Annotated in this window: 22 protein-coding genes; 7 read left to right on the forward strand and 15 right to left on the reverse strand. The window is 67.5% G+C overall.

Going from position 1 to position 24,221, the window contains the following annotated elements:
• Positions 1-12: 12 nt before the first annotated feature.
• From PVZ77_RS24300 to leuS, 5 genes are all read right to left on the reverse strand, one after another.
• A complete protein-coding gene (locus tag PVZ77_RS24300) occupies positions 13-1,335 on the reverse strand; it encodes a lytic murein transglycosylase (protein WP_273808593.1) in 1,323 nt (440 codons plus the stop codon).
• An 84-nt stretch (positions 1,336-1,419) separates the two neighbouring features.
• Positions 1,420-1,581, reverse strand: a complete 162-nt coding sequence (gene arfA / locus PVZ77_RS24305) for an alternative ribosome rescue factor ArfA (protein ID WP_007159657.1) — start codon at positions 1,579-1,581, stop codon at positions 1,420-1,422.
• An 87-nt stretch (positions 1,582-1,668) separates the two neighbouring features.
• The gene (holA, locus tag PVZ77_RS24310) at positions 1,669-2,706 is read right to left on the reverse strand and encodes a DNA polymerase III subunit delta (protein WP_273808594.1); all 1,038 of its coding nucleotides are present in this window, start codon (positions 2,704-2,706) and stop codon (positions 1,669-1,671) included.
• 48 nt (positions 2,707-2,754) lie between these two features.
• Positions 2,755-3,369: an LPS-assembly lipoprotein LptE gene (locus PVZ77_RS24315; protein WP_273808596.1), complete on the reverse strand. Its 615-nt coding sequence runs from the start codon at positions 3,367-3,369 to the stop codon at positions 2,755-2,757.
• Positions 3,370-3,394: 25 nt separating this feature from the next.
• The gene (leuS, locus tag PVZ77_RS24320) at positions 3,395-6,058 is read right to left on the reverse strand and encodes a leucine--tRNA ligase (RefSeq protein WP_273808598.1); all 2,664 of its coding nucleotides are present in this window, start codon (positions 6,056-6,058) and stop codon (positions 3,395-3,397) included.
• Between the two features lie 177 nt (positions 6,059-6,235).
• On the opposite strand from leuS, the gene PVZ77_RS24325 reads away from it, so the two are divergent.
• Positions 6,236-6,559 (forward strand): hypothetical protein, encoded by a 324-nt coding sequence (locus PVZ77_RS24325; RefSeq protein WP_273808600.1) that lies wholly within the window; start codon positions 6,236-6,238, stop codon positions 6,557-6,559.
• 41 nt (positions 6,560-6,600) lie between these two features.
• Positions 6,601-7,362 carry a YdcF family protein gene (locus tag PVZ77_RS24330; protein ID WP_273808601.1) on the forward strand — a complete coding sequence of 254 codons (762 nt, stop codon included), beginning with the start codon at positions 6,601-6,603 and terminating at the stop codon, positions 7,360-7,362.
• A gap of 7 nt (positions 7,363-7,369) precedes the next feature.
• Here PVZ77_RS24330 and lnt read toward each other — a convergent pair whose 3' ends face one another.
• The 6 genes from lnt to PVZ77_RS24360 all read right to left on the reverse strand — a co-directional run bounded on the left by lnt (position 7,370) and on the right by PVZ77_RS24360 (position 13,460).
• Positions 7,370-8,917: an apolipoprotein N-acyltransferase gene (gene lnt / locus PVZ77_RS24335; protein ID WP_273808602.1), complete on the reverse strand. Its 1,548-nt coding sequence runs from the start codon at positions 8,915-8,917 to the stop codon at positions 7,370-7,372.
• 272 nt (positions 8,918-9,189) lie between these two features.
• Complete coding sequence (locus PVZ77_RS24340; RefSeq protein ID WP_273808604.1) at positions 9,190-10,026, reverse strand: HlyC/CorC family transporter; 837 nt, start codon at positions 10,024-10,026, stop codon at positions 9,190-9,192.
• Positions 10,027-10,033: 7 nt separating this feature from the next.
• Positions 10,034-10,489 carry an rRNA maturation RNase YbeY gene (gene ybeY / locus PVZ77_RS24345; protein ID WP_273808605.1) on the reverse strand — a complete coding sequence of 152 codons (456 nt, stop codon included), beginning with the start codon at positions 10,487-10,489 and terminating at the stop codon, positions 10,034-10,036.
• Entirely contained in the window at positions 10,479-11,495 is a 1,017-nt protein-coding gene (locus PVZ77_RS24350) for a PhoH family protein (RefSeq protein ID WP_273808606.1), read from the reverse strand. The genes ybeY and PVZ77_RS24350 overlap by 11 nt, the downstream gene beginning before the upstream one ends.
• Positions 11,496-11,595: 100 nt before the next feature.
• Positions 11,596-12,969: a tRNA (N6-isopentenyl adenosine(37)-C2)-methylthiotransferase MiaB gene (gene miaB / locus PVZ77_RS24355; protein WP_273808868.1), complete on the reverse strand. Its 1,374-nt coding sequence runs from the start codon at positions 12,967-12,969 to the stop codon at positions 11,596-11,598.
• A gap of 86 nt (positions 12,970-13,055) precedes the next feature.
• On the reverse strand, positions 13,056-13,460 hold the full coding sequence (locus PVZ77_RS24360; RefSeq protein WP_273808607.1) for a Rid family hydrolase: 405 nt from the start codon (positions 13,458-13,460) through the stop codon (positions 13,056-13,058).
• Between the two features lie 119 nt (positions 13,461-13,579).
• Between PVZ77_RS24360 and PVZ77_RS24365 the strand changes: the two genes are divergently transcribed.
• Positions 13,580-14,503, forward strand: coding sequence for a LysR family transcriptional regulator (locus PVZ77_RS24365; protein WP_273808608.1), 924 nt, complete (start codon positions 13,580-13,582; stop codon positions 14,501-14,503).
• 64 nt (positions 14,504-14,567) lie between these two features.
• On the forward strand, positions 14,568-14,903 hold the full coding sequence (locus PVZ77_RS24370) for a DUF1820 family protein (RefSeq protein ID WP_007159644.1): 336 nt from the start codon (positions 14,568-14,570) through the stop codon (positions 14,901-14,903).
• A 214-nt stretch (positions 14,904-15,117) separates the two neighbouring features.
• On the opposite strand, the gene PVZ77_RS24375 is transcribed toward PVZ77_RS24370, so the two are convergent.
• From PVZ77_RS24375 to PVZ77_RS24390, 4 genes are all read right to left on the reverse strand, one after another.
• On the reverse strand, positions 15,118-15,663 hold the full coding sequence (locus PVZ77_RS24375) for a tetratricopeptide repeat protein (RefSeq protein WP_027597185.1): 546 nt from the start codon (positions 15,661-15,663) through the stop codon (positions 15,118-15,120).
• Positions 15,664-15,874: 211 nt separating this feature from the next.
• Entirely contained in the window at positions 15,875-17,161 is a 1,287-nt protein-coding gene (gene hemL, locus PVZ77_RS24380; RefSeq protein WP_273808610.1) for a glutamate-1-semialdehyde 2,1-aminomutase, read from the reverse strand.
• A 21-nt stretch (positions 17,162-17,182) separates the two neighbouring features.
• Complete coding sequence (thiE, locus tag PVZ77_RS24385; protein ID WP_273808612.1) at positions 17,183-17,812, reverse strand: thiamine phosphate synthase; 630 nt, start codon at positions 17,810-17,812, stop codon at positions 17,183-17,185.
• Positions 17,809-18,606 (reverse strand): bifunctional hydroxymethylpyrimidine kinase/phosphomethylpyrimidine kinase, encoded by a 798-nt coding sequence (locus tag PVZ77_RS24390; protein WP_273808613.1) that lies wholly within the window; start codon positions 18,604-18,606, stop codon positions 17,809-17,811. The genes thiE and PVZ77_RS24390 overlap by 4 nt, the downstream gene beginning before the upstream one ends.
• 179 nt (positions 18,607-18,785) lie before the next feature.
• Between PVZ77_RS24390 and PVZ77_RS24395 the strand changes: the two genes are divergently transcribed.
• The 3 genes from PVZ77_RS24395 (at position 18,786) to amn (ending at position 23,806) form a co-directional block, all read left to right on the forward strand.
• On the forward strand, positions 18,786-20,519 hold the full coding sequence (locus PVZ77_RS24395) for an ABC transporter ATP-binding protein (protein ID WP_273808614.1): 1,734 nt from the start codon (positions 18,786-18,788) through the stop codon (positions 20,517-20,519).
• Entirely contained in the window at positions 20,516-22,261 is a 1,746-nt protein-coding gene (locus PVZ77_RS24400; RefSeq protein WP_273808615.1) for an ABC transporter ATP-binding protein, read from the forward strand. The genes PVZ77_RS24395 and PVZ77_RS24400 overlap by 4 nt, the downstream gene beginning before the upstream one ends.
• Positions 22,262-22,333: 72 nt before the next feature.
• Positions 22,334-23,806 carry an AMP nucleosidase gene (gene amn, locus PVZ77_RS24405; RefSeq protein ID WP_273808616.1) on the forward strand — a complete coding sequence of 491 codons (1,473 nt, stop codon included), beginning with the start codon at positions 22,334-22,336 and terminating at the stop codon, positions 23,804-23,806.
• Positions 23,807-24,221 lie beyond the last annotated feature (415 nt).

The following is a 24,221-nucleotide window of genomic DNA, read 5'->3' on the forward strand; positions in this document are numbered from 1 at the left end:
CGTCGCCAGGGCTCAGCCGCGCAGTTTGTCCAGCAGCTGATGGTTGGGATAGCCGTCGGCCGGCCAGCCCTGGGACTGCTGGTAGGCGCGGATGGCCTTGCGGGTGTTGGCGCCGATGATGCCGTCGGCGCTGCCCGGGTCCAGCCCCAGGGCGGCCAGGCGCTGCTGCAGCTCGACGCGCTCGCTGCGGCTCAACGGCAGATCGTCGGTGGGCCAGCTGCCGGCGACCTGGCCGGCGTCGCGATAGCGCTCCGAGAGCAGCGCCACGCCCAGGGCATAGGAGCTGGAGTTGTTGTACTTGAGGATGGTGCGGAAATTGTTGAACACCAGGAAGGCCGGGCCGCGATGGCCAGCGGGGAGCAGCAGCGAAGCGCCGTCGCTCGGCTGGGCGGCCGGTTGCGGCAGGCCGAGATCCTGGATGCCCAGGGCGTTCCACTCGGCCAGGCTCTTGCGCACGCCCATGTCGGCCAGGCTGTAGTCGAAATTGGCCGGTACCCGCACCTCGTAGCCCCAGGGCTTGCCGTCCTGCCAGCCGGAGGCCTTGAGGTAGTTGGCGGTGGAGGCCAGGGCATCGGCGGTGGAACCCCAGATGTCGCGGCGACCGTCGCCGTCGAAGTCCACCGCGTACTGGTCGTAGGTGGTGGGGATGAACTGGGTCTGGCCCATGGCGCCGGCCCAGGAGCCGATCATGCGGTCGGCGGTGACGTCACCGTGCTGCAGGATGCCGAGGGCGGCGATGAGCTGGTCTTGGGCGAAGTCCGGGCGGCGACCTTCGTAGGCGAGGGTGGCCAGGGAGCGGATGACGCCCTTGTTGCCCATGTTGTTGCCGTAGTTGCTCTCCATGCCCCAGAAGGCAACCAGGCGCGCCGGCTCGATGCCGTAGCGGGCTTCCAGGGAAGCCAGTAGCCCGGCCTGCTGGATCAGCAGACTCTTGCCGTTGCGCACCCGCAGGGGCGAGACGGCGGATTCCAGGTATTCCCAGACCGGCTTGGTGAATTCCGGCTGGCTGCGATCGGCGGCGATCACCGCCGGGTCGGGTTGCACGCCAGCGAAGGCCTGGTCGAAGGTGGCGGCGGATATGCCCCGGCCCAGGGCCAGGGCGCGGAAACGACTACGCCACTGCTCGAAGCTTTCCTCCGGTTGCGGCATGGCCTCGGCCGCCGAGGCGGGGGCGCTCGCCGCGGGTGCGGATTTGGACGAGGAGGGCGAAGAGGGCGCCGCGGTGGGCGTCGTCGGCGTCTGGGCGCAGGCGGCCAGGGCGGCGGTCAGCAGGGTGACCAGGGTTCCGGCGAGGAGGCCGCCGGTCTTGAATCCGCGGGTTTTCCCGAATTGCATCTGTCTCCACCGGACGTCTAGGCAGGAAAGCTCACCTTAGCACGGCCCGGGTCCCGACGTCTGTTAGGCGTCTGCACGCGGCTTTCAGGCGGCCAGAAAGACCGAAGCCTTCTCGTCTTGCAACGAGAAGGCTTCGCGGCGGTAGCTGCCTTTGCCCTTGGCGGGCTTTTCCTGACGGGCGCGATAACGGGGATCGCTGACGAGGACCTTGGCCTTGTTGGGGCCGCGGCTGTATTTCTTGGCCATGGTGCGGGCTCCGAGTGATGGGGGTTCCCCCTTGATGGGGGCGCGCCAGTCTATTGCAAGGGCCGTGAATTACAAGGCCCGCCAGCGCTAGGACCTGGGCAGGGTCAGTCGCTTGCCGGCGAGCGTCAGGGCCAGGCTGGCCAGGGTCAGCCAGACCTCGCCAGGCGCCTGGCCCTTGATCTGTTCGTCGGCGACCTGGGCCTCGCGCAGCAGGGCTTCCAGCCGGCGCGCACCCTGGCGCTGCAGGGCGCGGCCGACCAGCGGACGACGCTTGTCCCATACCGGTGGCTTGACCTGGGTGAAGGCGCGCTCCAGCGGCGTACCGCTTTCCTGCAGATGGGCCAGGTTGGCCAGCAGGCGCAGTTCCCGGGCCAGGGCCCAGAGCACCACGGCCGCTTCCACGCCTTCGCCGCGCAGGCCTTCGAGGATGCGCAGGGCGTGCTCCGCGTCGCCGGCCAGGGCGGCATCCAGCAGGCCGAAGACGTCGTAGCGGGCGCTGTCGGCCACCGAGGCGCGTACGGTCTCGGCATCCACCTGGGAGCCTTCGATGAGCAGGCGGAGCTTTTCGATCTCCTGGGCGGCGGCCAGCAGGTTGCCTTCCACCCGCTCGGCGATCAGCTCGACGGCTTCGGGGGTGGCGGCCAGCCCCAGGCGCGACAGGCGCTGGTTGATCCACTGCGGCAGCTGCGCCAGTTCCACCGGCCAGATCTGCACGAATTGCGCCTGCGGGTGCTCCAGCAGGGCCTTGGCCCACTTGGTCTTCTGCGCGGCGGCGTCGAGACGCGGCAGGCTGATCAGCAGCAGGGTGTCCTCGGCCGGGCGGGCGAGGTAGTCGAGCAGGGCGGCGGAGCCCTTGTCGCCGGGCTTGCCGGTGGGGAGGCGCAATTCGAGGATACGTTTCTGGGCGAACAGCGAGAGGCTGGCGCCCGCCTCGTAGAGACGGCCCCAGTCGAAGCCGGCATCGACGTCGAAGACCTCGCGCTCGTCGAAGCCCTGGGCGCGGGCCGCGCCGCGAATGGCATCGCTGGCTTCCTGGCAGAGCAGGGGCTCATCGCCACTGACCGCATAGACGGCGGCCAGCGAGCCCTGGAGCTGCTTGCCGAGCTGGTTGGCGTTGAGTTTCATGCTGGACCGGAATGGCAAACCGGAGCCTTGCGGCTCCGGGTGCGGCGCTTAGCGCGCGGGGGAGGGGATGTCGATCGGCGACTGCTGCGGCGGGGCGGACTCGCGGGCGCGGCGGTCGGCGTCGGCCTTGGCGGCGGCGCGGGCATCGGCGTCGCGCTGCAGCTTGTCCAGTCGCTCCGGCGTCAGGGCCTGCAGACGGGCGGCCAGCTGCTGCACCAGTTCGCGGCGCATCTCGCGACGCAGCTGGTCCTTCTGCTGTTCGGAACCGACGATGTTGTTCTGGTCGGTCACATAGTAGCGCTGGGTTTCCAGGTAGTCGCTGACCAGCACCGCCTGGTTCTTGCCGATGATGGTGTAGGGCTGACGGGTGGTCAGCTCGACCTCGGCACTGCGGGCGCCGCTGGTGTAGCTGGCGGTGCGCTCGCTCTGGGCTTCGCCGCCCAGATCCAGGGTGTAGGGCGAGCCCGAGGTGATCCGCACATGGGCGTCCTCGAGCATGTCGCGTACGTCCTTGACGGTCTGGCCATAGGCGTCGCGCGCCGTCAGGTTCAGCTCGTTCACGGTCAGGCGGGTTTCGCCGGTGCCACGCAGCTGGAAGCCGCAGGCGGTCAGCAGGGTCGCCAGGCCGACTACCGCAAGGCCGGGGAGAATCCGTTTCTTCATCTGTTGTCTGCTCCGTTCGCGTGTCTTAGTTGGCGACGATGTTGACCAGTTTACCCGGGACCACGACGACCTTGCGGATGGTCAGGCCCTCGGTGAAGCGTGCCACGTTCTCATTGGCGCGGGCGGCGGCCTCGATGGCCTCGCGGCTGGCATCGGCCGGTACTTCGATCTGGCCGCGCAGCTTGCCGTTCACCTGGATGACGATCTGCAGACTGTCCTGCACCAGGGCGCTTTCGTCCACCTGCGGCCAGCGGGCGTCGATGACCGCATCGCTGTGGCCCAGCTGCTGCCAGAGACCGTGGGCGATGTGCGGGGTGATGGGGGCCAGCAGCAGGGTGACGGCCTCCAGGCCCTCCTGCAGCAGACGGCGATCGGTATCGCTGTCCTGGGCGGCCTTTTCCAGCACGTTCATCAGGGTCATGACCGCGGCGATGGCGGTGTTGAACTTGTGATGCTGACCGATATCCTGGCTGGCCTGGCGGATGGCCAGGTGGATGGCGCGACGCACCTCCTTCTGAGCCGGCGACAGCTCGCCGAGGGCGGCGGCGCTCGGCAGGCCCTGGCTGACGTGGGCCTGGGCCAGACGCCAGACGCGGCGCAGGAAGCGGCTGGCGCCCTCGACGCCGGAATCGGACCATTCCAGGCTCATGTCCGGCGGCGAGGCGAACATCATGAACAGCCGGCAGGTGTCGGCACCGTACTGGTCGATCATCGCCTGGGGATCGACGCCGTTGTTCTTCGACTTGGACATCTTCTCGACGCCGCCGATTTCCACCGGCTGGCCGTCGCTCTTCAGGCGCGCGCCGATCACCTTGGCCTTGGCATCGCGCTCCACCTCGACATCGGCCGGGTTGAACCAGTCCTTGCTGCCGTTGGGCAGGGTGCGGTAGTAGGTCTCGGCCACCACCATGCCCTGGGTCAGCAGATTCTCGAAGGGCTCGTCGGAATCGATCAGGCCCTGGTCGCGCATCAGCTTGTGGAAGAAGCGCGAATAGAGCAGGTGCAGGATGGCGTGCTCGATGCCGCCGATGTACTGGTCGACGGGCAGCCAGTAGTTGGCTTCTTCCTTGTCCAGCATGCCGCCGGTGAAGTTCGGCGAGGCATAGCGGGCGAAATACCAGGAGCTTTCGACGAAGGTATCCATGGTGTCGGTTTCACGACGCGCCGGCTGGCCGTTGCGCGGATCGACGGTCTCGTAGAATTCCGGCATGCGCGCCAGGGGCGAGCCGGCGCCGTCCGGCACCACGTCCTCGGGCAGCACCACCGGCAGCAGGTCGGCCGGTACCGGGATGTCGATGCCGTCGTCGCCATGGATGATCGGGATCGGGCAGCCCCAGTAGCGCTGGCGGCTGATGCCCCAGTCGCGCAGGCGGAACTGGGTGCGCGGCTGACCCAGGCCCTTGGCCTGCAGATCGGCGCCGATGGCGTCGAAGGCGGCGTCGTAGGCGAGGTCGTCATAGGCGCCGGAATTGATCAGGAAGCCTTCCTTGCTGCCGTACCAGTCCTTCCACTGCACCGGGTCGAACTGGTAGCGCTCGTATTCCGCGGGGCTGAAGTCGTCCGGATTGGCCAGCACGCGGGTGGCCTCTGCGGTATCCACCACCTGGACGATGGGCAACTGGTACTTGTTGGCGAATTCGAAGTCACGCTCGTCGTGACCGGGCACGGCCATGACCGCGCCGTCGCCATAGTGCATCAGCACATAGTTGGCGACCCACACCGGCAGGCGTGCGTCGGTCAGCGGGTGGCGGACGAACAGGCCGGTGTCCAGGCCCTTCTTCTCCTGGGTGGCGATGTCGGCTTCGGCGACGCCGCCGCGCTTGCACTCGTCGATGAAGGCCTGCAGCTCGGCGTTGCCCTGGGCGGCCTGGGTGGCCAGCGGGTGTTCGGCGGCCACGGCGACATAGGTGGCGCCGAGCAGGGTGTCGGGGCGGGTGGTGAAGACCTTCAGGGTGCCTTCGGCGCCGATGCTGTCCTGGTCATAGGGGAATTGCACCTCCATGCCGCGGGACTTGCCGATCCAGTTGCGCTGCATGGTCTTGACCTGCTCGGGCCAGCCGGGCAGGCCGTCGAGGGAGGTCAGCAACTCTTCCGCATAGTCGGTGATGCGGAAGTAGTACATGGGGATCTCGCGCTTCTCGATCAGCGCACCGCTGCGCCAGCCGCGGCCGTCGATGACCTGCTCGTTGGCCAGTACGGTCTGGTCCACCGGGTCCCAGTTCACGGTGCCGTTCTTGCGATAGATGATGCCCTTCTCGAACAGCTGGGTGAACAGCCACTGCTCCCAGCGATAGTAGTCGGGCTTGCAGGTGGTGACCTCGCGGGACCAGTCGATCGCCAGGCCCAGGCTCTGCAGCTGGGACTTCATGTAGGCGATGTTCTCGTAGGTCCACTTGGCCGGGGCCACGCCGTTCTTCATGGCGGCGTTTTCGGCGGGCATGCCGAAGGCGTCCCAGCCCATGGGCTGCAGGACGTTCTTGCCCAGCATCCGCTGGTAGCGGGCGATGACGTCGCCGATGGTGTAGTTGCGCACGTGCCCCATGTGCAGCTTGCCGCTGGGGTAGGGGAACATCGACAGGCAGTAGAACTTCTCCTGGCCCGGGCGCATGGTGGCCTTGAAGGACAGATTCTGGTCCCAGAAGGACTGGGCGGCGGCTTCTATTTCGCGGGGCTGATAGTGTTCGTGCATGGGCGTGTCGAGGGCTGCAGAGGCGTTTGATCGAGCCGCCAAGCATACATGACCCCCCGAGCGCGGGGAAATGTCCCGGTCCGCCGCTTGTTTCGCACTCTGGGGGAGGCAGGGTTGGAAGGGCCGTACTAGGCTGTTCAAACGTCCGTTCACTTATCCGGGAGGATGATCGCCATCATGGGAAAGTTTCGACGCGAGTCCGAAAAGCTGCCCGTCGACGTGCGCCTGCAACGGCGCCTGGCGCTGGCGCTGGATGAGGCGGTTACCCAGGAACGCCTCTATGACAGTGCCAACGGGGAAGTCGAGGTGCAGGGCCTGAGTCCGGCCGAATATGCCCTGGTCAAGCGCTGGCTGGCGCGCCATCAGGCAGCCGATGCCGCCCTGGCCTGTTGTCTGGGCTGTGGCCGGGTCCAGCCGGCAGGTGCCTTCTGTACCCAGTGCCAGGGTCGACAACTGTTGGTCGAGGGTTCTTCTGCCCAGGTTGGCGCTCCCCTACACTAGGCGCCGCCGCGACCCGGAGGTCGCCCCCGACCGGAGGGACCATGGGTCTGCGCTATTTCTTCAAGCAACTGCTGCTGCCACCGGGCGGCCTGCTGCTGCTGCTCCTGCTGGGCTGGTGGTTGCGCCGTCGCTATCCGCGCCTGGGCCTGGCCTGTTTCCTGGGCGGTCTGCTGGGCCTCTGGGCCAGTACCCTGCCGGTCGTGGTGGAGACGGGTGGACGCCTGCTGGAGCGCGATGCCGCGCTGCCCGAGGCGCGCTGGGCGAACCTTGCGCAGCAGGCCGACGCCATCGTGGTGCTGGGTGCCGGTCGCGAAGTGGACGACCCGGGCTGGGCGGGCGATGCCGCCAGCCACCTGGCGGTGGAGCGGCTGCGCTATGCGGCCCGGCTGGCCAAGGCCAGCGGCCTGCCGGTGCTGATCACCGGGGGCTCGCCCCATGACCGCCCGCTGAGCGAGGCGGCACTGATGACCGAGGTGATGGAGCGCGACCTGGGGGTGCCGGTGCGCTGGCAGGAAGGCGCCAGTCGCACCACCTGGGAAAATGCCACCCTGAGTGCGCCGCTGCTGCGCGAGGCGGGAGTGAAGCGGGTGGTGCTGGTGACCCAGGCCTATCACATGGCCCGCGCGCGTTGGTGCTTCGAACGGCAGGGCTTCGCGGTGGTGGCCGCGCCCATGGGCTTCATCGGTATCCCCAATGCCCGGCCCTTCGGTGGCTGGCTGCCGGAAGCCAAGGCGGTCGAGCAGACCGCCCAGTTGCTCAACGAGGCCGCCGGGCTATTGCTCTATCCGCTCGCTTATCGCTAATGCTCGCCTAGCTCTGGGTGACCACCAGCGGCGCCTCTTCCGGACGATCCTGCCGACGCAGCAGCAGGCCCCACAGCAGCACCAGGGCGGAAAAGATCGCCAGCGGCCAGAGGCGGTAGTGCAGATAGGGCGTCAGGCCATCCATGGGCACTACGGTGCCCTGCAGCACGCCGACCTGGAAGGCCGGGATCTGCCGGCTGATGCGACCGAAGGGATCGACCAGGGCGGTGATGCCATCGTTGGTGACCCGCACCAGCCAGCGACCGCTTTCCAGGGCGCGCATCTGCGCCATCTGCAGGTGCTGTTGCGGACCGATGGACTTGCCGAACCAGGTGTCGTTGCTGATGGTGAGCAGCAGCTGACTCTGGGCCGCCATGCTGGCGACGAATTCCGGATAGACCACCTCGTAGCAGATGTAGGGCGCCACGCGATAGCCCTTCACCAGCAGCGGCTCCTGCTGCTCGGGACCGCGGACGAAGTCGGACATGGGCAGATCGAAGAAGCCGATCAGGCCACGCAGGTATTCCTGCAGCGGTACGTATTCGCCGAAGGGCACCAGCTTCTGCTTGTAGTAGGTGCCCGAGCCGTTGCCGACCGCGGTGATGCTGTTGAAGTAACGCGAATCGCCGTCGGCGTCGCGTTCGCGGGCGGGCAGGCCGGTCACCAGGGCGCCGCCATGGGCCGCCACCTGGGCACCTTCGGCAGCCAGGAAGTCACTGACGTATTCGCGCAGCACGGGAATGGCGTTTTCCGGCCAGACCACCAGGTCGGCCTCGGTCTGCTCGGCGGTGCGGTCGCGATAGAGCGCCAGGGTGGCGCGGGCGTGGTCGGGATTCCACTTGAGCTCCTGGGCGATATTGCCCTGGACCCCGGCGACCTTGAGCGGTGCGCCGGCGGGTTGGGTCCAGACCTGGCCCTTGAAGACATCGCCGGCGACCCAGGGCAGGGCCACCAGCACCAGGCTCGCGACCAGGGCGAGCGGTCGCATGATCAGGCGCGGGGCGTTGACCAGCAGCGCCGCGGTAAAGGCCAGCGCGGCCGAGATCAGCCAGACGCCGCCCAGCGGCGCCAGGCCCTGCAGGGGGCCGCTGAGCTGGCTGTAACCCAGCAGCAGCCAGGGAAAGCCGGTCAGCGCCCAGCTGCGGAACAGCTCCAGGGCGAACCAGAGGCCGGCAAAGGTCAGGGCGTCGCCCAGGGGTGCCTGGTTGCGTCTCAGGCACAGTGCCCAGAGCCCGGCGGGCAGGGCGAAGAACAGCGCGATGCCGGCGCAGAAGCCCACGGTGAGAAAGAGCGCCAGGGGCACCGGCGCGGCTCCGTAGGTGTGGATGCTGACGTAGATCCAGCTGGTGCCGGCGAGAAAGGCGCCGAAGCCGTAGCACCAGCCGCGCAGCAGGGCGCGCCAGGCACCGAGCCCCTTGAGGCCCAGGTAGAAGAGACCGGCGGACAGCAGTGCCAGCGGCCAGATGTTGAAGGGGGCCAGCGCCAGGGGCGTGAGGGCACCGGCGAAGAGCGCCAGAAGGTTGCCCTTCCAGCCGGGTTGAGAGATCCAGCGCATCGAAAATCCTTGGTCCGATCGAGGCTGCGCAAGCTTACTCGTCGCCGCGAGGGAGTGCCAAAGGCGTGTGCGGGGGAGCGAGCTGGATCGCAGTTGGAGAGGGGGATGGAGCTTGTCGCGGCGCGAACGTCCCGTAGGTTGGGTCGAGACGGCGCCATCGTCGAAGCCCAACAGTATCGACCTCGAAGCAAGGCCTGTCGGGCTTCGCTGCGCTCAACCCAACCTACGGTGGTCCGTAGGAGGGCGCGCAATGGTTATTGCCTGGGCCGCGGCTAGCGGTTGACCGGGGTCACGCGCAGCAGATGGATGCGGCGGCCATCGGCGTTGAGCACGCGGAAGCGGAAGTCGTCGATCACCGTTTCCTCGTTGCGCTTGGGCAGGTGACCCAGGCGGTTCATCACCAGGCCACCGGCGGTGTCGGCCTCGGCATCGGCGAAACGGGTCTCCAGGGTCTCGTTGAGCGTCTCTATGGGGGTGAGCGCCTTGACCACGAAGTCGCCATTGGGCAACGACTTGATGAAGCTCTCTTCCTCCACGTCGTGCTCGTCCTCGATCTCGCCGACGATCTGCTCCAGCACGTCCTCGATGGTCACCAGGCCGGCGACGCCGCCGTATTCGTCCACCACGATGGCCATGTGGCTGTGGGTCGAGCGAAATTCCCGAAGCAGTACGTTGAGGCGCTTGGACTCGGGTACGAAGGTGGCCGGGCGCAAGGCCGTCTTGAAGTCGAACACCCGCGCAGGGTCCAGCAGCAGCGGCAGCAGGTCCTTGGCCAGCAGCAGGCCGAGCACGTCGTCGGGGCCGTCGCCGATCACCGGATAGCGGGAATGCGCCGCCTCGATCACCGCCGGCAGGAATTCCGCCGGGGTCTGCTGGGCGCGGATGCTGATGATCTGCGAGCGCGGCACCATGATGTCGCGCACCTGCAGGTCGGCCACCGAGATGGCGCCCTCGACGATGGACAGCACTTCGCTGTCGAGCACCTTGTTCTCATGCGCCTCGCGCAGCAGTTCCAGCAGTTCCTGGCGACTCTTGGGTTCATGGGCAAAGGCCTGGACGATGCGTTCCAGCCAGGAACGATGCCCAGTGCCTGATCGATCTTCGTTCATGTGTCTGTCATTCACCGTAGGGATCGGGGTAGCCCAGTTCAGCGAGCAATTGGCGTTCCAGTTCTTCCATCTCCTCGGCTTCGTCATCTTCCAGATGATCGTAGCCGAGCAGGTGCAGGCAGCCGTGGATGACCAGGTGCGCCCAGTGCGCCGCGGCGGGCTTGCCTTGCTCGGCGGCCTCGCGGGCCACCACGGGGGCGCAGATCACCAGATCGCCGAGCAGGGGGATATCGAGGAATTCGTCCGGCACGTCGGCCGGGAAGGACAGCACATTGGTGGCGTAGTCCCTGTGCCGCCAGGTGCGGTTCAGCTCGCGGCCTTCGTCTTCGTCCACCAGGCGGATGGTGAGTTCCGAATCGCCCTGGCGGGTGCGCAGGGCCAGTTCACACCAGCGGCGTAAGTCCGGCTCCTCGGGGAAGTCGGCCGCCTCGCTGGCGACCTGGACGTCCAGTTCAATCGCCATGGCGATCCTCTCCCTGCGCCCGCGGCTTGTCCTGTAGCGCCTCGAAGCGGTCGTAGGCCTCGACGATGCGCTGCACCAGCGGGTGGCGCACCACGTCCTTGGATTCGAAGTGGGTGAAGCCGATGCCCGGTACGTCACGGAGGACCTCGATGACGTGCCTGAGGCCCGACTTGGTACCGCGCGGCAGGTCGACCTGGGTGACGTCGCCGGTGATCACCGCGGTGGAGCCGAAACCGATCCGGGTCAGGAACATCTTCATCTGCTCGAGGGTGGTGTTCTGACTTTCGTCGAGAATGATGAAGCTATTGTTGAGGGTGCGGCCGCGCATGTAGGCCAGCGGCGCGACCTCGATGACCTGGCGCTCGATGAGCTTGGCCACCTGCTCGAAGCCGAGCATCTCGTAGAGGGCGTCGTACAGCGGGCGCAGGTAGGGGTCGATCTTCTGCGCCAGGTCACCGGGCAGGAAACCGAGCTTCTCGCCGGCTTCCACCGCCGGGCGCACCAGCAGGATGCGGCGGATCTGCTCGCGCTCCAGGGCATCCACCGCGCAGGCCACGGCCAGGTAGGTCTTGCCGGTACCGGCCGGGCCTATGCCGAAATTGATGTCGTGGTCGAGGATCGACTTGACGTAGCGCTGCTGGTTGGCGCCGCGCGGGCGGATCATGCCCTTCTTGGTGCGCAGGGCCACGCTGGTGTCGCCACCGCTGCGGTGCTCTTCCTGGAGGGCTTCCAGGCCGGATTCCTGCAGGTAGAGGTGCACCAGTTCCGGGGCCACCGCGGTGCCGCTGGCGGTCTCGCGGTAGAGGCGCTGCAGGAGGTTCTGGGCCGCGCGGGTGCGCTCGGGATCGCCGACCAGTTCGAACTGGTTGCCGCGATTGCGGATCTCGATGCCGAGGCGGCGTTCGAGCTGGCGCAGATTTTCATCGAGCTGGCCGCACAGGTTGGCGAAACGGTCGGCATCGAAGGGTTCGAGGGTGAAGTGCTGGAGCGTCTGGGGGGTATTCAAGGTGTGCTGGGAAACCCTTTGGATTGGCTTTACGAAAACTTGACGTAGCTTGAGAGTAACCTGCGTCGCGCCCTTGGCAAAGGGCGCGTGCGACCATCCATCAGGCCAGCGCGACGGCGACGGGCGGGCGCGCACCGCTGGCGACGGGGGCCAGCAGGGTGCCGCGCAGGGAGTGTGGCAGGGCCTCGTCGATGTGCACCTGGACGAACTGGCCGATCAGGCTGGCATCGCTGCAGCGGAAGTTGACGATGCGGTTGTTCTCGGTGCGGCCCTGCAGCATGCCGGGATCGCGCTTGGAGAAATCGCTGACCAGGATGGTCTGGACGCTGCCGGCCATGCGCCGGCTGATCTCGAAGCCCTGCTGGTGGATGCGCGCCTGCAGGATCTGCAGGCGCTGCTTCTTGAGCTCGTCGGGGGTGTCGTCGACCAGGTCCGCCGCCGGGGTGCCGGGGCGGGCGCTGTAGATGAAGGAGAAGGAGAAGTCGAAACCGACGTCCTCGATCAGCTTCATGGTCTGTTCGAAGTCCTTCTCGGTCTCGCCGGGGAAGCCGACGATGAAGTCCGAGCTGATGCAGATGTCGGGTACCGCCGCCTTGAGCCTGCGAATGCGCGACTTGTATTCCAGCGCCGTGTGGTTGCGCTTCATGGCCGCCAGGATGCGATCCGAACCGGCCTGCACCGGCAGGTGGACGAATTTCACCAGCTCCGGGATCTCGGCGTGGGCCTGGATCAGGGCGTCGGAGAATTCCAGCGGGTGCGAGGTGGTGTAGCGGATGCGATCGATGCCATCCACCGCCGCCACCACATAGAGCAGCTCGGCGAAGTCGGCGATGCGCCCATCGCCGGTGGCGCCACGATAGCCGTTGACGTTCTGGCCCAGCAGGGTCACCTCGCGCACGCCGTGCTCGGCGAGGTGGATGATCTCGGCGAGGACGTCGTCCAGCGGCCGACTGACCTCTTCACCCCGGGTGTAGGGCACCACGCAGAAGGTGCAGTACTTGCTGCAGCCTTCCATGATGGAGACGAAGGCGCTGGGGCCGTCGATGCGCGGCTCGGGCAGACGGTCGAACTTCTCGATCTCGGGGAAGGAGATGTCCACCTGGGGCGCCTTGGTGGCACGCGCGGCGTCGATCATCTCCGGCAGGCGATGCAGGGTCTGGGGGCCGAAGACCACGTCGACATAGGGCGCGCGGTCACGGATGGCGGCACCTTCCTGGCTGGCCACGCAGCCGCCGACGCCGATCACCAAGTCGGGATTCTCCAGCTTGAGTTCGCGCCAGCGACCGAGCTGGGAAAACACCTTTTCCTGCGCCTTCTCGCGGATCGAGCAGGTGTTGAGCAGGATGACATCGGCCTCGGCCGGATTCTGGGTGACTTCCAGCGGCTCCCGTTCGCCGAGCAGGTCGACCATGCGCGACGAATCGTATTCGTTCATCTGGCAGCCATGGGTTTCGATATAGAGCTTCTTGGACATGCGCGGCAGGGAGTCGGTGGCGAGTGGACCGCGCATTATAGTGATGGCCTTCCGCACGGGGAAGAGCCGCCCGGAAGGCGGTCGGCCTAGGCTTGGCCTGAGCCTTCCGGCAGCCGTGCGATGACCTTGATCTCGAAGCGAAAGCCCGCCAGCCAGGTGGCGCCGACCGCGGTCACCGTGGGGTAGGGCGCCGTGCCCCAGTGTTCCAGCAGCACCGGCCAGATGCGTTCGAAGCTGGCCTCGGCATCGACCATGAACAGGGTGACGTCCACCACGTCGGCAAAGGCGGCGCCGGCCGCGGCAAGGACGGCGTCGAGGTTGGCGAAAGCCAGGCGGACCTGATCTTCCAGTTCCGGCTCGGGCGAACCGTCGGCGCGGCTGCCGACCTGTCCCGAGACGAACAGAAAGCCATTGGAGCGGATGGCCGGCGAATAGCGGTGCTGTTCGTAGAGGGCGTGGCGCTGGGCGGGAAAGACGACGTCGCGGGTCATGGCGGGGCTCCGGTGGGGATCGATCGGGCCACCTTAGGCGCCGCTCGTCAGGGGATAAACCCGGCCAGGCGGTCAGCATTGTTTGTACAATCCAAACAGTCCCTGTTTCAGGAGTCGGCATGGATCTGTTCGCCGCGATGCAGACCTTCGTACGGGTGGTGGAAGCCGGCAGCTTTACCCGCGCGGCCGAGACCCTCGGCCACAGCCGCACCCGCGTCACCCAGCAGGTGCAGCAGCTCGAAGCGCACCTGCAGGTGCGCCTGCTCAATCGCACCACCCGGCAGGTGCGGGTCACCGCCGACGGCGCGGCCTATTACGACCGCTGCCTGGGCGTGCTGGCGGCGGTGGACGATGCCGAGACGGGGCTTTCGGTGGCTACCCGCACGCCCCGCGGGCGCCTGCGGGTGGACGTGCCCAGTCCGCTGGCGCGGCTGATCCTGATCCCGGCCCTGCCGGACTTCTTTCGGCGCTATCCGGACATCCAGCTCGAGCTGGGCGTCAGCGATCGCCAGGTGGATCTGATCGGCGACAACGTCGATTGCGTGATCCGCGGCGGGCGCATCCGCGAGCAGTATCTGGTGGCCCGGCCACTGGGGGCGCTACGGCTGGGTTGCTACGCCGCGCCAGTTTACCTTGCCGCCCAGGGCACGCCGGCTCATCCCGCCGAGCTGGCCGAGGCGCCACACCGGGTGGTGCGGTTTCTCTGGGGGGCGGGCAAGGGCTTTCCCTATGCCCTGCAACGTGGTGCCGAGCGGCTGGAGCTGCAGAGCCGGCACAGCCTGGAGGTGGACGACGGCAACGCCTGCCTGGCGGCGGGGCAGGCCGGGCTCGGGGTGGTCTGCCTGCCGCACTATCTGGCGGCGGCGCCCATCGCCCGTGGCGAACTGGTCAGGCTGTTCGCGGACTGGCAGGTGGCGCCCATGCCGCTGTATCTGGCCTTCGCGCCCAACCGGCACGTCAGCGCCAAGTTGCGGGTCTTCATCGACTGGGTGAGCGCGCTGGTCGCCGAGCGCGCCTGGCTGGAAACCCCTGGCGACGGCTGACGGGAGTCGAGGCCGGCATGCTATGCTCGCCGCCCGCTTTTCACTGTCGAAATCCGCCTCCGCCATGAGCTCATCCCCCAGCAAGCCGGCCATCTACAAGGTCATCTTCGTCAACCAGGGCCAGGTCTTCGAGATCTACGCCAAGCAGATCTTCCAGAGCGATCTCTGGGGCTTCCTGGAGATCGAGGAGCTGGTGTTCGGCGAGCGCACCCAGGTGGTGGTGGATCCGAGCGAGGAAAAGCTCAAGGCGCAATTCGAAGGCGTGGTGCGCAGCTTCGTGCCCATGCACTCGATCATCCGCATCGACGAGGTGGAGCGCCTGGGCCAGCCCAAGATCAGCGAAGCCAAGGGCGGCACCAATGTCATGCCGTTCCCGATGCCAATGCCCGACAAGCCCTGAGAACCTGCCCAAAGTCTGCTGCGCGTCGGCCAAACGGCGTTGAAAATGGCCTGGGTCGCCAGCCCCGCCTGGGCGGCCCCGTCGTAATGCTCATTTACTACTTGTAAACCCGAGCGCGGGTCCGATCCGCTTCCTCAGCCCTTTTCGTGGGGCCGCCTAGGCCTTGTTTGTCTCTAGCTCGCGAGACTTTGAACAGGCTCTGCCGGGCTCGCCGTCAGTTCTGCGGCGGCTGGAAGGGATTGAGGTTGCCCGCGGTCTGCATGTCCTGCAGATAGTCGCGGAAGATCTGCCCCAGTACCTGGGTGGCCATCTCCAGCTCGTCCCGGCGCATCTGGGCGCTGACCAGGTCGGCGGTATCCATGGCTTCGTCGTTGCCATTGATGGCGGCCATCTTCAGCACGATGTAGGCCTGGATGTTGTTGGGCGGTACGCCCTCGCCGCGAAAGAACATGTTGCCGAGGCGATTCTGCGCATCGGCATTGCCCTTGAGCGAGGCCTGCTCGAACCACTGGCGCGCCTGGTTGAGATCCTTGGGCGTCTGCTTGCCTTCGTAGTAGAAGTCGCCGAGTTCGTACTGCGCCTGGGAATCGCCGTCGTGGGCGATCTGCTGACAGCGGGCGATCGCCTGCGCCAGGGCTTCGTTGGCCAGATTCAGGTTGCAACGGCTGGTGCTGGGGACGAGCAGCGAATTGCCTCCGGCCAGGGCGACCAGGGGCATCAGAATCAGGGCTGCGCACAGGGTACGACCAGCGCGGTGCATGAAGCGCCTCCACAAGCGAGGCAGGTTCGGAGAACCCGGCCGGCGAAACGCGCCGACATCTCATTATGGGTCAAGCCGACGCACGCTTTCAAAACCTTTACGCGCAACGGCGGAACTTTTTTACCTGTGACGCCGGCCACTCAACTAGGTGTGAGGCCGGCAGGGCAGAGAGGTTCCGCAAGCGGGACGAATGACACCTGTCAGACAGGCCCTAGTCCTTGAAGGTGGCGAAGGCGCGCTCGGCGGCGTCCAGGGTGATGCGCAATTCCTCGTCGCCATGGGCGATGGAAGTGAAGCCGGCCTCGAAGGCACTGGGTGCCAGGTAGACGCCACCGTCCAGCATCAGGTGGAAGAAGCGCTTGAATCTCTCGCTGTCGCTGGCCATGACATCGCTGAAGGTGACGATGTCTTCGGCGCCGCTGAAGTAGAGACCGAACATGCCGCCTGCCTGGGTGGTGACGAAGGGCACGCCGGCGGCATCGGCGCGGTCCTGCAGGCCCTGCAGCATCCGCGTGGTGTAGTCGGTCAGCTCGGCGTGGAAGCCGGGACGGCGGATCAGTTGCAGGGTGGTGAGGCCGGCGGCCATGGCCAGCGGATTCCCCGAGAGGGTGCCGGCCTGGTAGACCGGGCCGAGCGGGGCGATCTTTTCCATGATCTCGCGCTTGCCACCAAAGCAGCCCACCGGCATGCCGCCGCCGACGATCTTGCCGAAGGTGGTTAGGTCCGGACGGATGCCATAGTGCGCCTGGGCACCGCCCAGGGCGACGCGGAAACCGGTCATGACCTCGTCGAAGATCAGCACCACGCCATAGCGGTCGCAGAGGCTGCGCAGCCCTTCCAGGAAGCCTGGCGCGGGCGGTACGCAGTTCATGTTGCCGGCCACCGGCTCGACGATGATGCAGGCGATCTGGTCGCCGACGTTCGCCAGCGTTTCTTCCACTTCGCCCAGGTCGTTGTAGGCCAGGGTCAGGGTGTGCTGGGCGAAGGCCGCCGGCACGCCGGGGGAGCTGGGCACGCCCAGGGTCAGGGCGCCGGAGCCGGCCTTGACCAGCAGGCTGTCGGAGTGGCCGTGGTAGCAGCCCTCGAACTTGATGATGGTGTCGCGCCCGGTGTAGCCACGCGCCAGGCGGATGGCGCTCATGGTGGCCTCGGTGCCGGAGCTGACCATGCGCACCATTTCCATGGACGGCACGATCTCGCAGATGAGGTCGGCCATGGTGGTTTCCAGGGCGGTCGGAGCGCCGTAGGAAAGGCCATGTTCCAGCTGGCGGCGCACGGCGTCGAGCACGTCCGGATGGCTGTGGCCGAGGATCATCGGACCCCAGGAACCGACGTAGTCGACATAGCGCTTGTCATCCTCGTCGACGATGTAGGCGCCCTGCGCGTGCTTGAAGAACAGCGGCGTGCCGCCGACGCTCTTGAAGGCACGGACCGGCGAGTTGACGCCACCGGGGATGTGGCGCTGGGCTTGGTCGAAGAGTTGCGCGGAGCGGGACATAGGGGGTCTCCTTGAGCGGGATCAGGCCGCGAACAGCCGGGCGAAGGCGCGCGCACGGCGCTCCACCTCGCCCGCGCTGGCGGCGGAAAACAGACTGTGGACGACGGCGAGCAGGTCGACGCCGTGGGCGAGCAGGTGCGGGGCGTTGTCCAGGGTGACACCGCCGATGGCGCAGACGGGCCGGTTGAAGCGGCTGCGGGCCTGGTCGAGCAATTCCAGGGGCGCCGGCGGGGCATCCGGCTTGGTGCTGGAGGCGAAGAACCGGCCGAAGGCCAGGTAGCTGACGCCAGCCTGGACTGCAGCCTCGGCCAGTTCCAGGCTGGCGTGGCAGGTGCCGCCGACGATGGCTTCCGTACCCAGTTCGGCACGGGCCGCTGCCAGGGAGCCGTCTTCCTGGCCCAGATGCAGCCCGACGCCCAGCCGACGGGCCAGGGCGAGGTCGTCATTGATGATCAGCTGGGCGCCGTGCTGGCGGCAGAGGTCGGCCAGGGCGGCGGCTTCGTCCTGCCGGCGGCTGGCATCCCCTGACTTGTCGCGGTACTGCACCAGCCGGGCACCGCCCTGCAGTGCGGCCTCGACATAGGGCAGCAGGCGACCCTCGGCGAGCAGGGCACTGTCGGTGATCGCATAGAGGCCGCGCAGCGGGCTCATGAGCAGAAGTCCAGTGGCAGGCGCCGTGGCACGTACTGACCGCGCCCGGGACGCTCGGCGTCCCTCAGGGTACGCCAGGTGTAGTCCAGGGCGCTGCGCACCGCGCTGGGCAGGGCTTCGCCCAGGGCCAGGCGCCCGGCCAGGGTACTCGCCAGGGTGCAGCCGGAGCCGTGGTAGCTGCCGGGCAGGCGCTGGCAGATGTGGGTCTCGCAGCCACCGGCGCGGTCATAGAGGCGGTTGTGCACCTCGTGCTCCTCGCCATGGCCGCCGGTGATAAGGAGGTGGGCGCAGAAGGGCAGCAGGCGCTCGGCGCACTGCTCCGGGGTGCCCTCGGGCAACTCGGCGAGGATGCGCGCCTCGGGCAGGTTGGGAGTGGCGATGGTGGCGCAGGGCAGCAGCCGCTCGCGGATGGCGTAGCCGACCTCGTCCTTGCCCAGGGCGCCGCCACCACCGGCGCGCAGCACCGGATCGCAGACCAGGGGGACGCCGGGCAGGGACTCCATGATCTCCAGCACCGTCTCGACCATCTCCACCGAACCGAGCATGCCCAGCTTGACCGCCGCCACCGGCAGGTCGGCGATGATCGTCCGGGCCTGGGCCAGTACCCACTCGCGATCCAGCACCCGGAAGTCATGCACGTCGACGGTGTCCTGCACGGTCAGGGCAGTGACCGCCGGGGCGGCGTGGCAACCCTGGGCGAGCAGGGCTTCGATGTCGGCCTGCAGGCCGGCGCCGCCACTCGGATCGTGGCCGGACAGGCAGAGGACGACAGGACGTTGGGGTTCGAGGGTCATGGGCGTCAGCCTAGCAAAGGGGAAAGGGGCGCAGCGGCCGGGTGCCGCAGGGAGTGGCACCCTACAACGACCTCGCGCCCTGCGCCACCCGTTGACATGGGACCCGGATCGGGACGAAGGAACTCCGCTGCCGGTTGGGTAGCCGATATACTGCACCTTTGCTCGGGTAAGGCGGTTCTATGGCGTTGTGGCGGTTGTTGCGTGATTTCTTCCTGCGCCAACGGCGTGCCTACGGGACGGCCATCCTCTGCCTGCTGGGCGTCGGTCTGCTCAACCTGACCCTGCCCTGGTGGATCGGCAAGGCCATCGACGCCCTGCGCGCCGGCGAGCTGGATCAGAGCGGCCTGCTGTGGCGCGTCGCCCTGATCGTGGCGGTCGGCTGTGGCCTCTATGTGCTGCGCTATCAATGGCGGGTGCGCCTGTTCGGTACCTCCTACCAGGTCGGCGTGGAGCTGCGCGACGCCTTCTTCGCCAAGCTGGCGCGCCTGGATCCCGGTTTCTTCCAGTCCAGTCGTACCGGTGACCTGCTGGCCCGCGCCACCCAGGACATCGACGCCGTGGAGACCGCGGCCGGCGAAGGGGTGCTGGCCAGTTTCGACGGCCTGCTGACCCTGTTGCTGGTGCTGCTGGCCATGTTCATCGGCATCGACGCGCCCCTGGCCGCCCTGGCGCTGTTGCCCTTTCCCTTCATGGCCTGGGGTTTCTATCGGGTGGCGCGGCGGGTGCAGCAGCGCTTCGGCCTGGCACTGGCCGGCTTTTCCGCCCTCAATGACCGCACCCAGGAAGCCTTGAGCGGCCTGCGCATGCTGCGCCAGCATGCCCTGATCGAAGCCGAGCTGGACGACTTCGACGCCCGCGCCCGCAGCGTCGCCAGGGCCGACTACCAGGTGCAGCGCACCGAGGCGCGCTACGAGCCGATCATCTTCGTCGCCCTGAGTCTGGCCACCCTGCTGACCCTGGTCATGGGCAGCTGGCGCTATCTCGATGGCCACATCACCCTGGGCCAGCTGACCAGCTTCAGCCTCTATCTGGTGCAGCTGATCTGGCCGATGTTCGCCATCGGCTGGTGCTTCAACCTGCTGCAGCGCGGCGAGGCCGGGGCCCGCCGGCTGGAAGAGGTGTTCGCCGTCACCGAGCGCATCCGTGACGAGGGCACCCAGACGCCACCGGACCAGGCCGATCTGTCGGTCTATATTCCGGCCTTCACCTATCCCCAGGCGCGTCAGCCGGCCTTGCAGGACGTGGTCATCGACCTGCCCGCCGGCGATACCCTGGGCATCGTCGGGGCCACCGGCAGCGGCAAGAGCACCCTGCTGCGCCTGCTGTTGCGCCAGTTTCCGCTGGAGCAGGGCAGCATTCGCCTGGGCGGGGTGCCGCTGGAGGAGTATCGCCTGGGCGATCTGCGTGCCCAGTTCGCCTATGTGCCCCAGGATCCCTTCCTGTTCGCCCGCACCCTGGGCGAGAACGTCGCCCTCAGTCGTCCCGATGCGACCGCCGGGGAGATCCGCGAAGCCCTGGACGCCGCCGCCTTCGCCACCGATCTGGCGGCGCTGCCGCAAGGGCTGGATACGCCGGTGGGCGAGCGCGGCCTGACCCTCTCCGGTGGTCAGCGCCAACGGGTGGCCCTGGCGCGGGCGCTGCTCTCGCCCGCGCCCATCCTGCTGCTGGACGACACCCTCTCGGCGGTGGATACCGCCACCGAAGCCCGCCTGCTGAAGACGCTGGCCGGGCTGCAGGGGCGTACCACCCTGATCGTCAGCCACCGTCTCTCCGCCGTGCAGCACGCCGACGAGATCATCGTGCTCGACCAGGGCAGCCTGGTGGAGCGGGGTCGCCATGGCGAGCTGCTCGCCGCCGGGGGGCTCTATGCCCGACTGTGGAATCTGCAGCAGGCGGAGGAGGCCAGCCAATGACCAGGACCCGCGTGCTTTCCCTGCTGCTCAAGCCGGTACTGGCCAATCCGCGCAAGCTGGCCGGCACCCTGGCGATCCTGGTCGTGGCCACGCTGTTCGACGTGCTGGGGCCCTGGCTGACCAAGCACTACCTCGACAACTACCTGGTGCCCCACGACCTGCGCCTCTGGCCGCTGGTGGGCCTGGTCGCCGCCTATGTGGTCTCCCAGGGGCTGGCCGCCTACGGCCGCTACCTGCAATCGCTACGCTTCGCCGAGATCGCCATGGACGTGGTGCTGCTGCAGCGGCGCCGGCTGTTCCGCCACGTGCTGAGCCTGCCGCAGAGCTTCCACGACCGCACCGCCACCGGCGAACTGGTGGCACGGGTCACCAACGACACCGACGCCCTGCGTGAACTCTATGTGGCCTTTCTCGGCAACATGGTCGGCAACATCGTACTGCTGATCGGCATCCTGGTGGCCATGGCCCTGCTCGACGTACGCCTGATGGCCATCGCCGTGCTGCTGATCCCGGCCGCGGTGCTGATCGTCTGGGCCTACCAGCGATACAGCGGGGCGGCGGCCATGGAGGTGCGCATGCTGCGCGCCGAGCAGAGCGCCCGGCTGGGCGAGGCCATCGGCGGCATGGGGCTACTGCAGGCCTTCAACCAGACCGAGCGCTTCCGCCAGGATTTCCAGCGGCTCAACCAGGCCCAGTACGGCGCCCGCATGCGCACCATCCGCGTCTCCGGGCTGCTGCTGCGCTCGGCGCTGGACCTGGTCAGCGTGGCGGTGCTGGCGGTGCTGCTGCTGGTCTACGGGATGGGCCATCTGCAGGGCGGCGCCGAGATCGGTGTGCTCTATGCCTTCGTCACCTACCTGGGGCGGGTGACCGAGCCGCTGATGGACATCACCCAGAGATTCAACCTGTTCCAGCAGGCCACGGTGGCCGGCACCCGGCTGCTGCACCTGCTCGAAGAGAAGCCGGCATTGAGCGGCGAAGATGACCGCCCCATCGCGACCGCGCACTTCCATCTGGAGGCCGTGCGCTTCCGTCATGCCGGTGCGGGCCACGACACCCTGCACGGCATCGACCTGGACATCGTTCCAGGCACCTTTCTCGGTATCGTCGGCCCTACCGGCAGCGGCAAGTCGACGCTGCTCGACCTGCTCGCCGGACTGCAACCGGTCACCGGTGGCCACCTCTGCCTGGACGGTCGCGAACTGGGCAGCCTGACCCCCGAGGTGCTGGGCGCCGCCCTGGCCAGCGTGCCCCAGGAGCCCTTCATCCGTTCTACCAGTCTGAGGGACAACCTGCTGCTCGGCAGCCAGGTGTCGGATGAGCGTCTGCGCGAGGCCCTGGCCGCCGCCCATATGGACGACCTGGTGGCGCGGTTGCCGGAAGGCCTGGATACCCTGCTGGGCGAGCGTGGCTTCACCCTCTCCACCGGCGAGCGGCAGCTGCTGGCGCTGGCCCGGGCGCTGCTGCGCGACCCCAAGGTGCTCTTGCTCGACGAGGCCACGGCCAGCATCGACAGCGCCACCGAGGCGCGGTTGCAGGGCGCGCTGGACGAGTTGCGTGGCCAGGTCACCCTGATCGTGGTGGCGCACCGGTTGTCCACCATCCGCCATGCCGATCGCATCCTGGTGCTGCGTGATGGCCGCAAGGTGGAGGAGGGCAGTCACGAGGCCTTGCTGCAACGGCCCGACGGCCACTATCGCCGGCTGTGGGAGCAGCATGCCCAGGGTGACAAACCCCTATGAGCCGTCACAGCCGTTGTCACCCAGGGGTGTTAGGGTGTCAGCTATAGCCAGCGCCCCAACAAGGAAACCTGCATGACCTCCGTATCCGAGGATTTCACCGTCGTCGCCACCGCCAGCGAGGCGGTCGACCGGCTCGCGGCGTTGCACCAGGAGGCCACCCAGGCCCTGGATGCGGCGCTCAAGCGCTATCTCAAGGATCGCGTCGAACCCAGCGCCGCCGAGCGCGAGCTGTTCCGCTACCCCGAGATCCGCATCCGCTATCGCGCCCCCGGCGTGCCGCCGGCCACCACCCGCGCCTACGCCAAGATCCAGCTGCCCGGCACCTATGTGGCCACCGTGACCCATCCGGCGGCCTTTCGCGGCTATCTGCTGGAGCAGCTCGAGCCGCTGATGCGCGACTACGACCTCCAGGTCGAGATCGGTCGCAGTCGCCAGGACATCCCCTACCCCTATGTGGTGGAGCAGGGCGACGAACTGGCCGGCAGCGGCGTGACCGCCGCCGAGCTGGCGCGGGTCTTCCCCAGTACCGATCTCTCCGCCGCCCACGACGACATCGCCGACGGCCATTACGACTGGGAGCGCATCGATCCGCTGCCGCTGGCCTTGTTCGATGCCGCCCGCACCGACTTCTCGCTGAGACGCATCGTCCACTACACCGGCAGCGACTGGCGCCACGTGCAGCCCTGGATCCTGCTGACCAACTACCATCGCTACGTCGACCAGTTCATCCAGCACGGCCTGGAGCAACTGCGCAGCGATCCGCGCTTCGAGCGCCTGGTGCTGCCGGGCAACGTCATCATCGAACGCGACATGGACCCCACCGAGGCCCAGGCGGTCATCGCCGCCATCGCCTGGCACCGCTTCCAGATGCCGGCCTACCACCTGATCGCCGGTGACGGCCATGGCGTCACCCTGGTCAACATCGGCGTCGGCCCGTCCAACGCCAAGAACATCACCGACCACCTGGCGGTGCTGCGTCCGCACTGCTGGCTGATGATCGGCCACTGTGGCGGCCTGCGGCAGTCGCAGACCATCGGCGACTACGTGCTGGCCCACGCCTACATGAGACGCGACGGCATCCTCGACCGCGTGGTGCCGCCGCACATTCCCATCCCGGCGCTGGCCGAGGTGCAGGTGGCGTTGCAGGAAGCCGCCGCCAGCGTCACCGGCGAACGAGGGGAGGCGCTCAAGCGTCGCCTGCGTACCGGTACCGTGCTGACCTACGACGACCGCAATTGGGAGTTGCGCTGGGCCCAGGAACGCCCGCTGATCAACCTGGCGCGCGCCGTGGCGGTGGACATGGAGAGCGGCACCATCGCCGCCCAGGGCTATCGCCTGCGGGTGCCCTACGGCACCCTGCTGTGCGTGTCCGACAAGCCCCTGCACAGCGAGATCAAGCTGCCGGGTTCGGCCAACGCCTTCTATGCCCGCGCCGTCAGCCAGCACCTGGCCATCGGCATCGCCGCCCTGGACCAGCTGCGCACCCAGCTCGACTCCCTGCACTCGCGCAAGCTGCGCAGCTTCGACGAACCGCCGTTCCGGTAAGGCGCTGGGGTTGGGCGTGTTGGGCTTCGCTGTGCTCAACCCAACCTACGGGTGGGACTCCGGTAGGTTGGGTTGAGACGGCTCCATCGTCGAAGCCCAACATGGCCAACCCAAGCGTTGTCCGCCCGCTCGGAAACCCCCTGTCATCGCCCCCCAGGAACATCTCGGCGCCCGCTCCGGTCGGTTGCAGGAGAGGGGGGAGTCCGCACGCGTCACCGTTCGGTAAAGATCATGGATTTAACATTGATCTTCAGGGCGTCTGGCCCTAAAGTTCGCGCCCGAACGTCCATGCTGGAAACGATCCATCCGGCTCAAGTACCGACGACGAGACAGCGAGGTCAACGGCAGTACGCGTTGACCTTTTTGCTTTCGGCGATGTGCCTTGGGAAGTAGGCGAACCAAAGTGGGGAAACGG

This window comes from Pseudomonas sp. SHLD1 (assembly GCF_028640935.1).
GTDB classification, from domain to species: Bacteria; Pseudomonadota; Gammaproteobacteria; order Pseudomonadales; family Pseudomonadaceae; genus Chryseomonas; species Chryseomonas aestiva.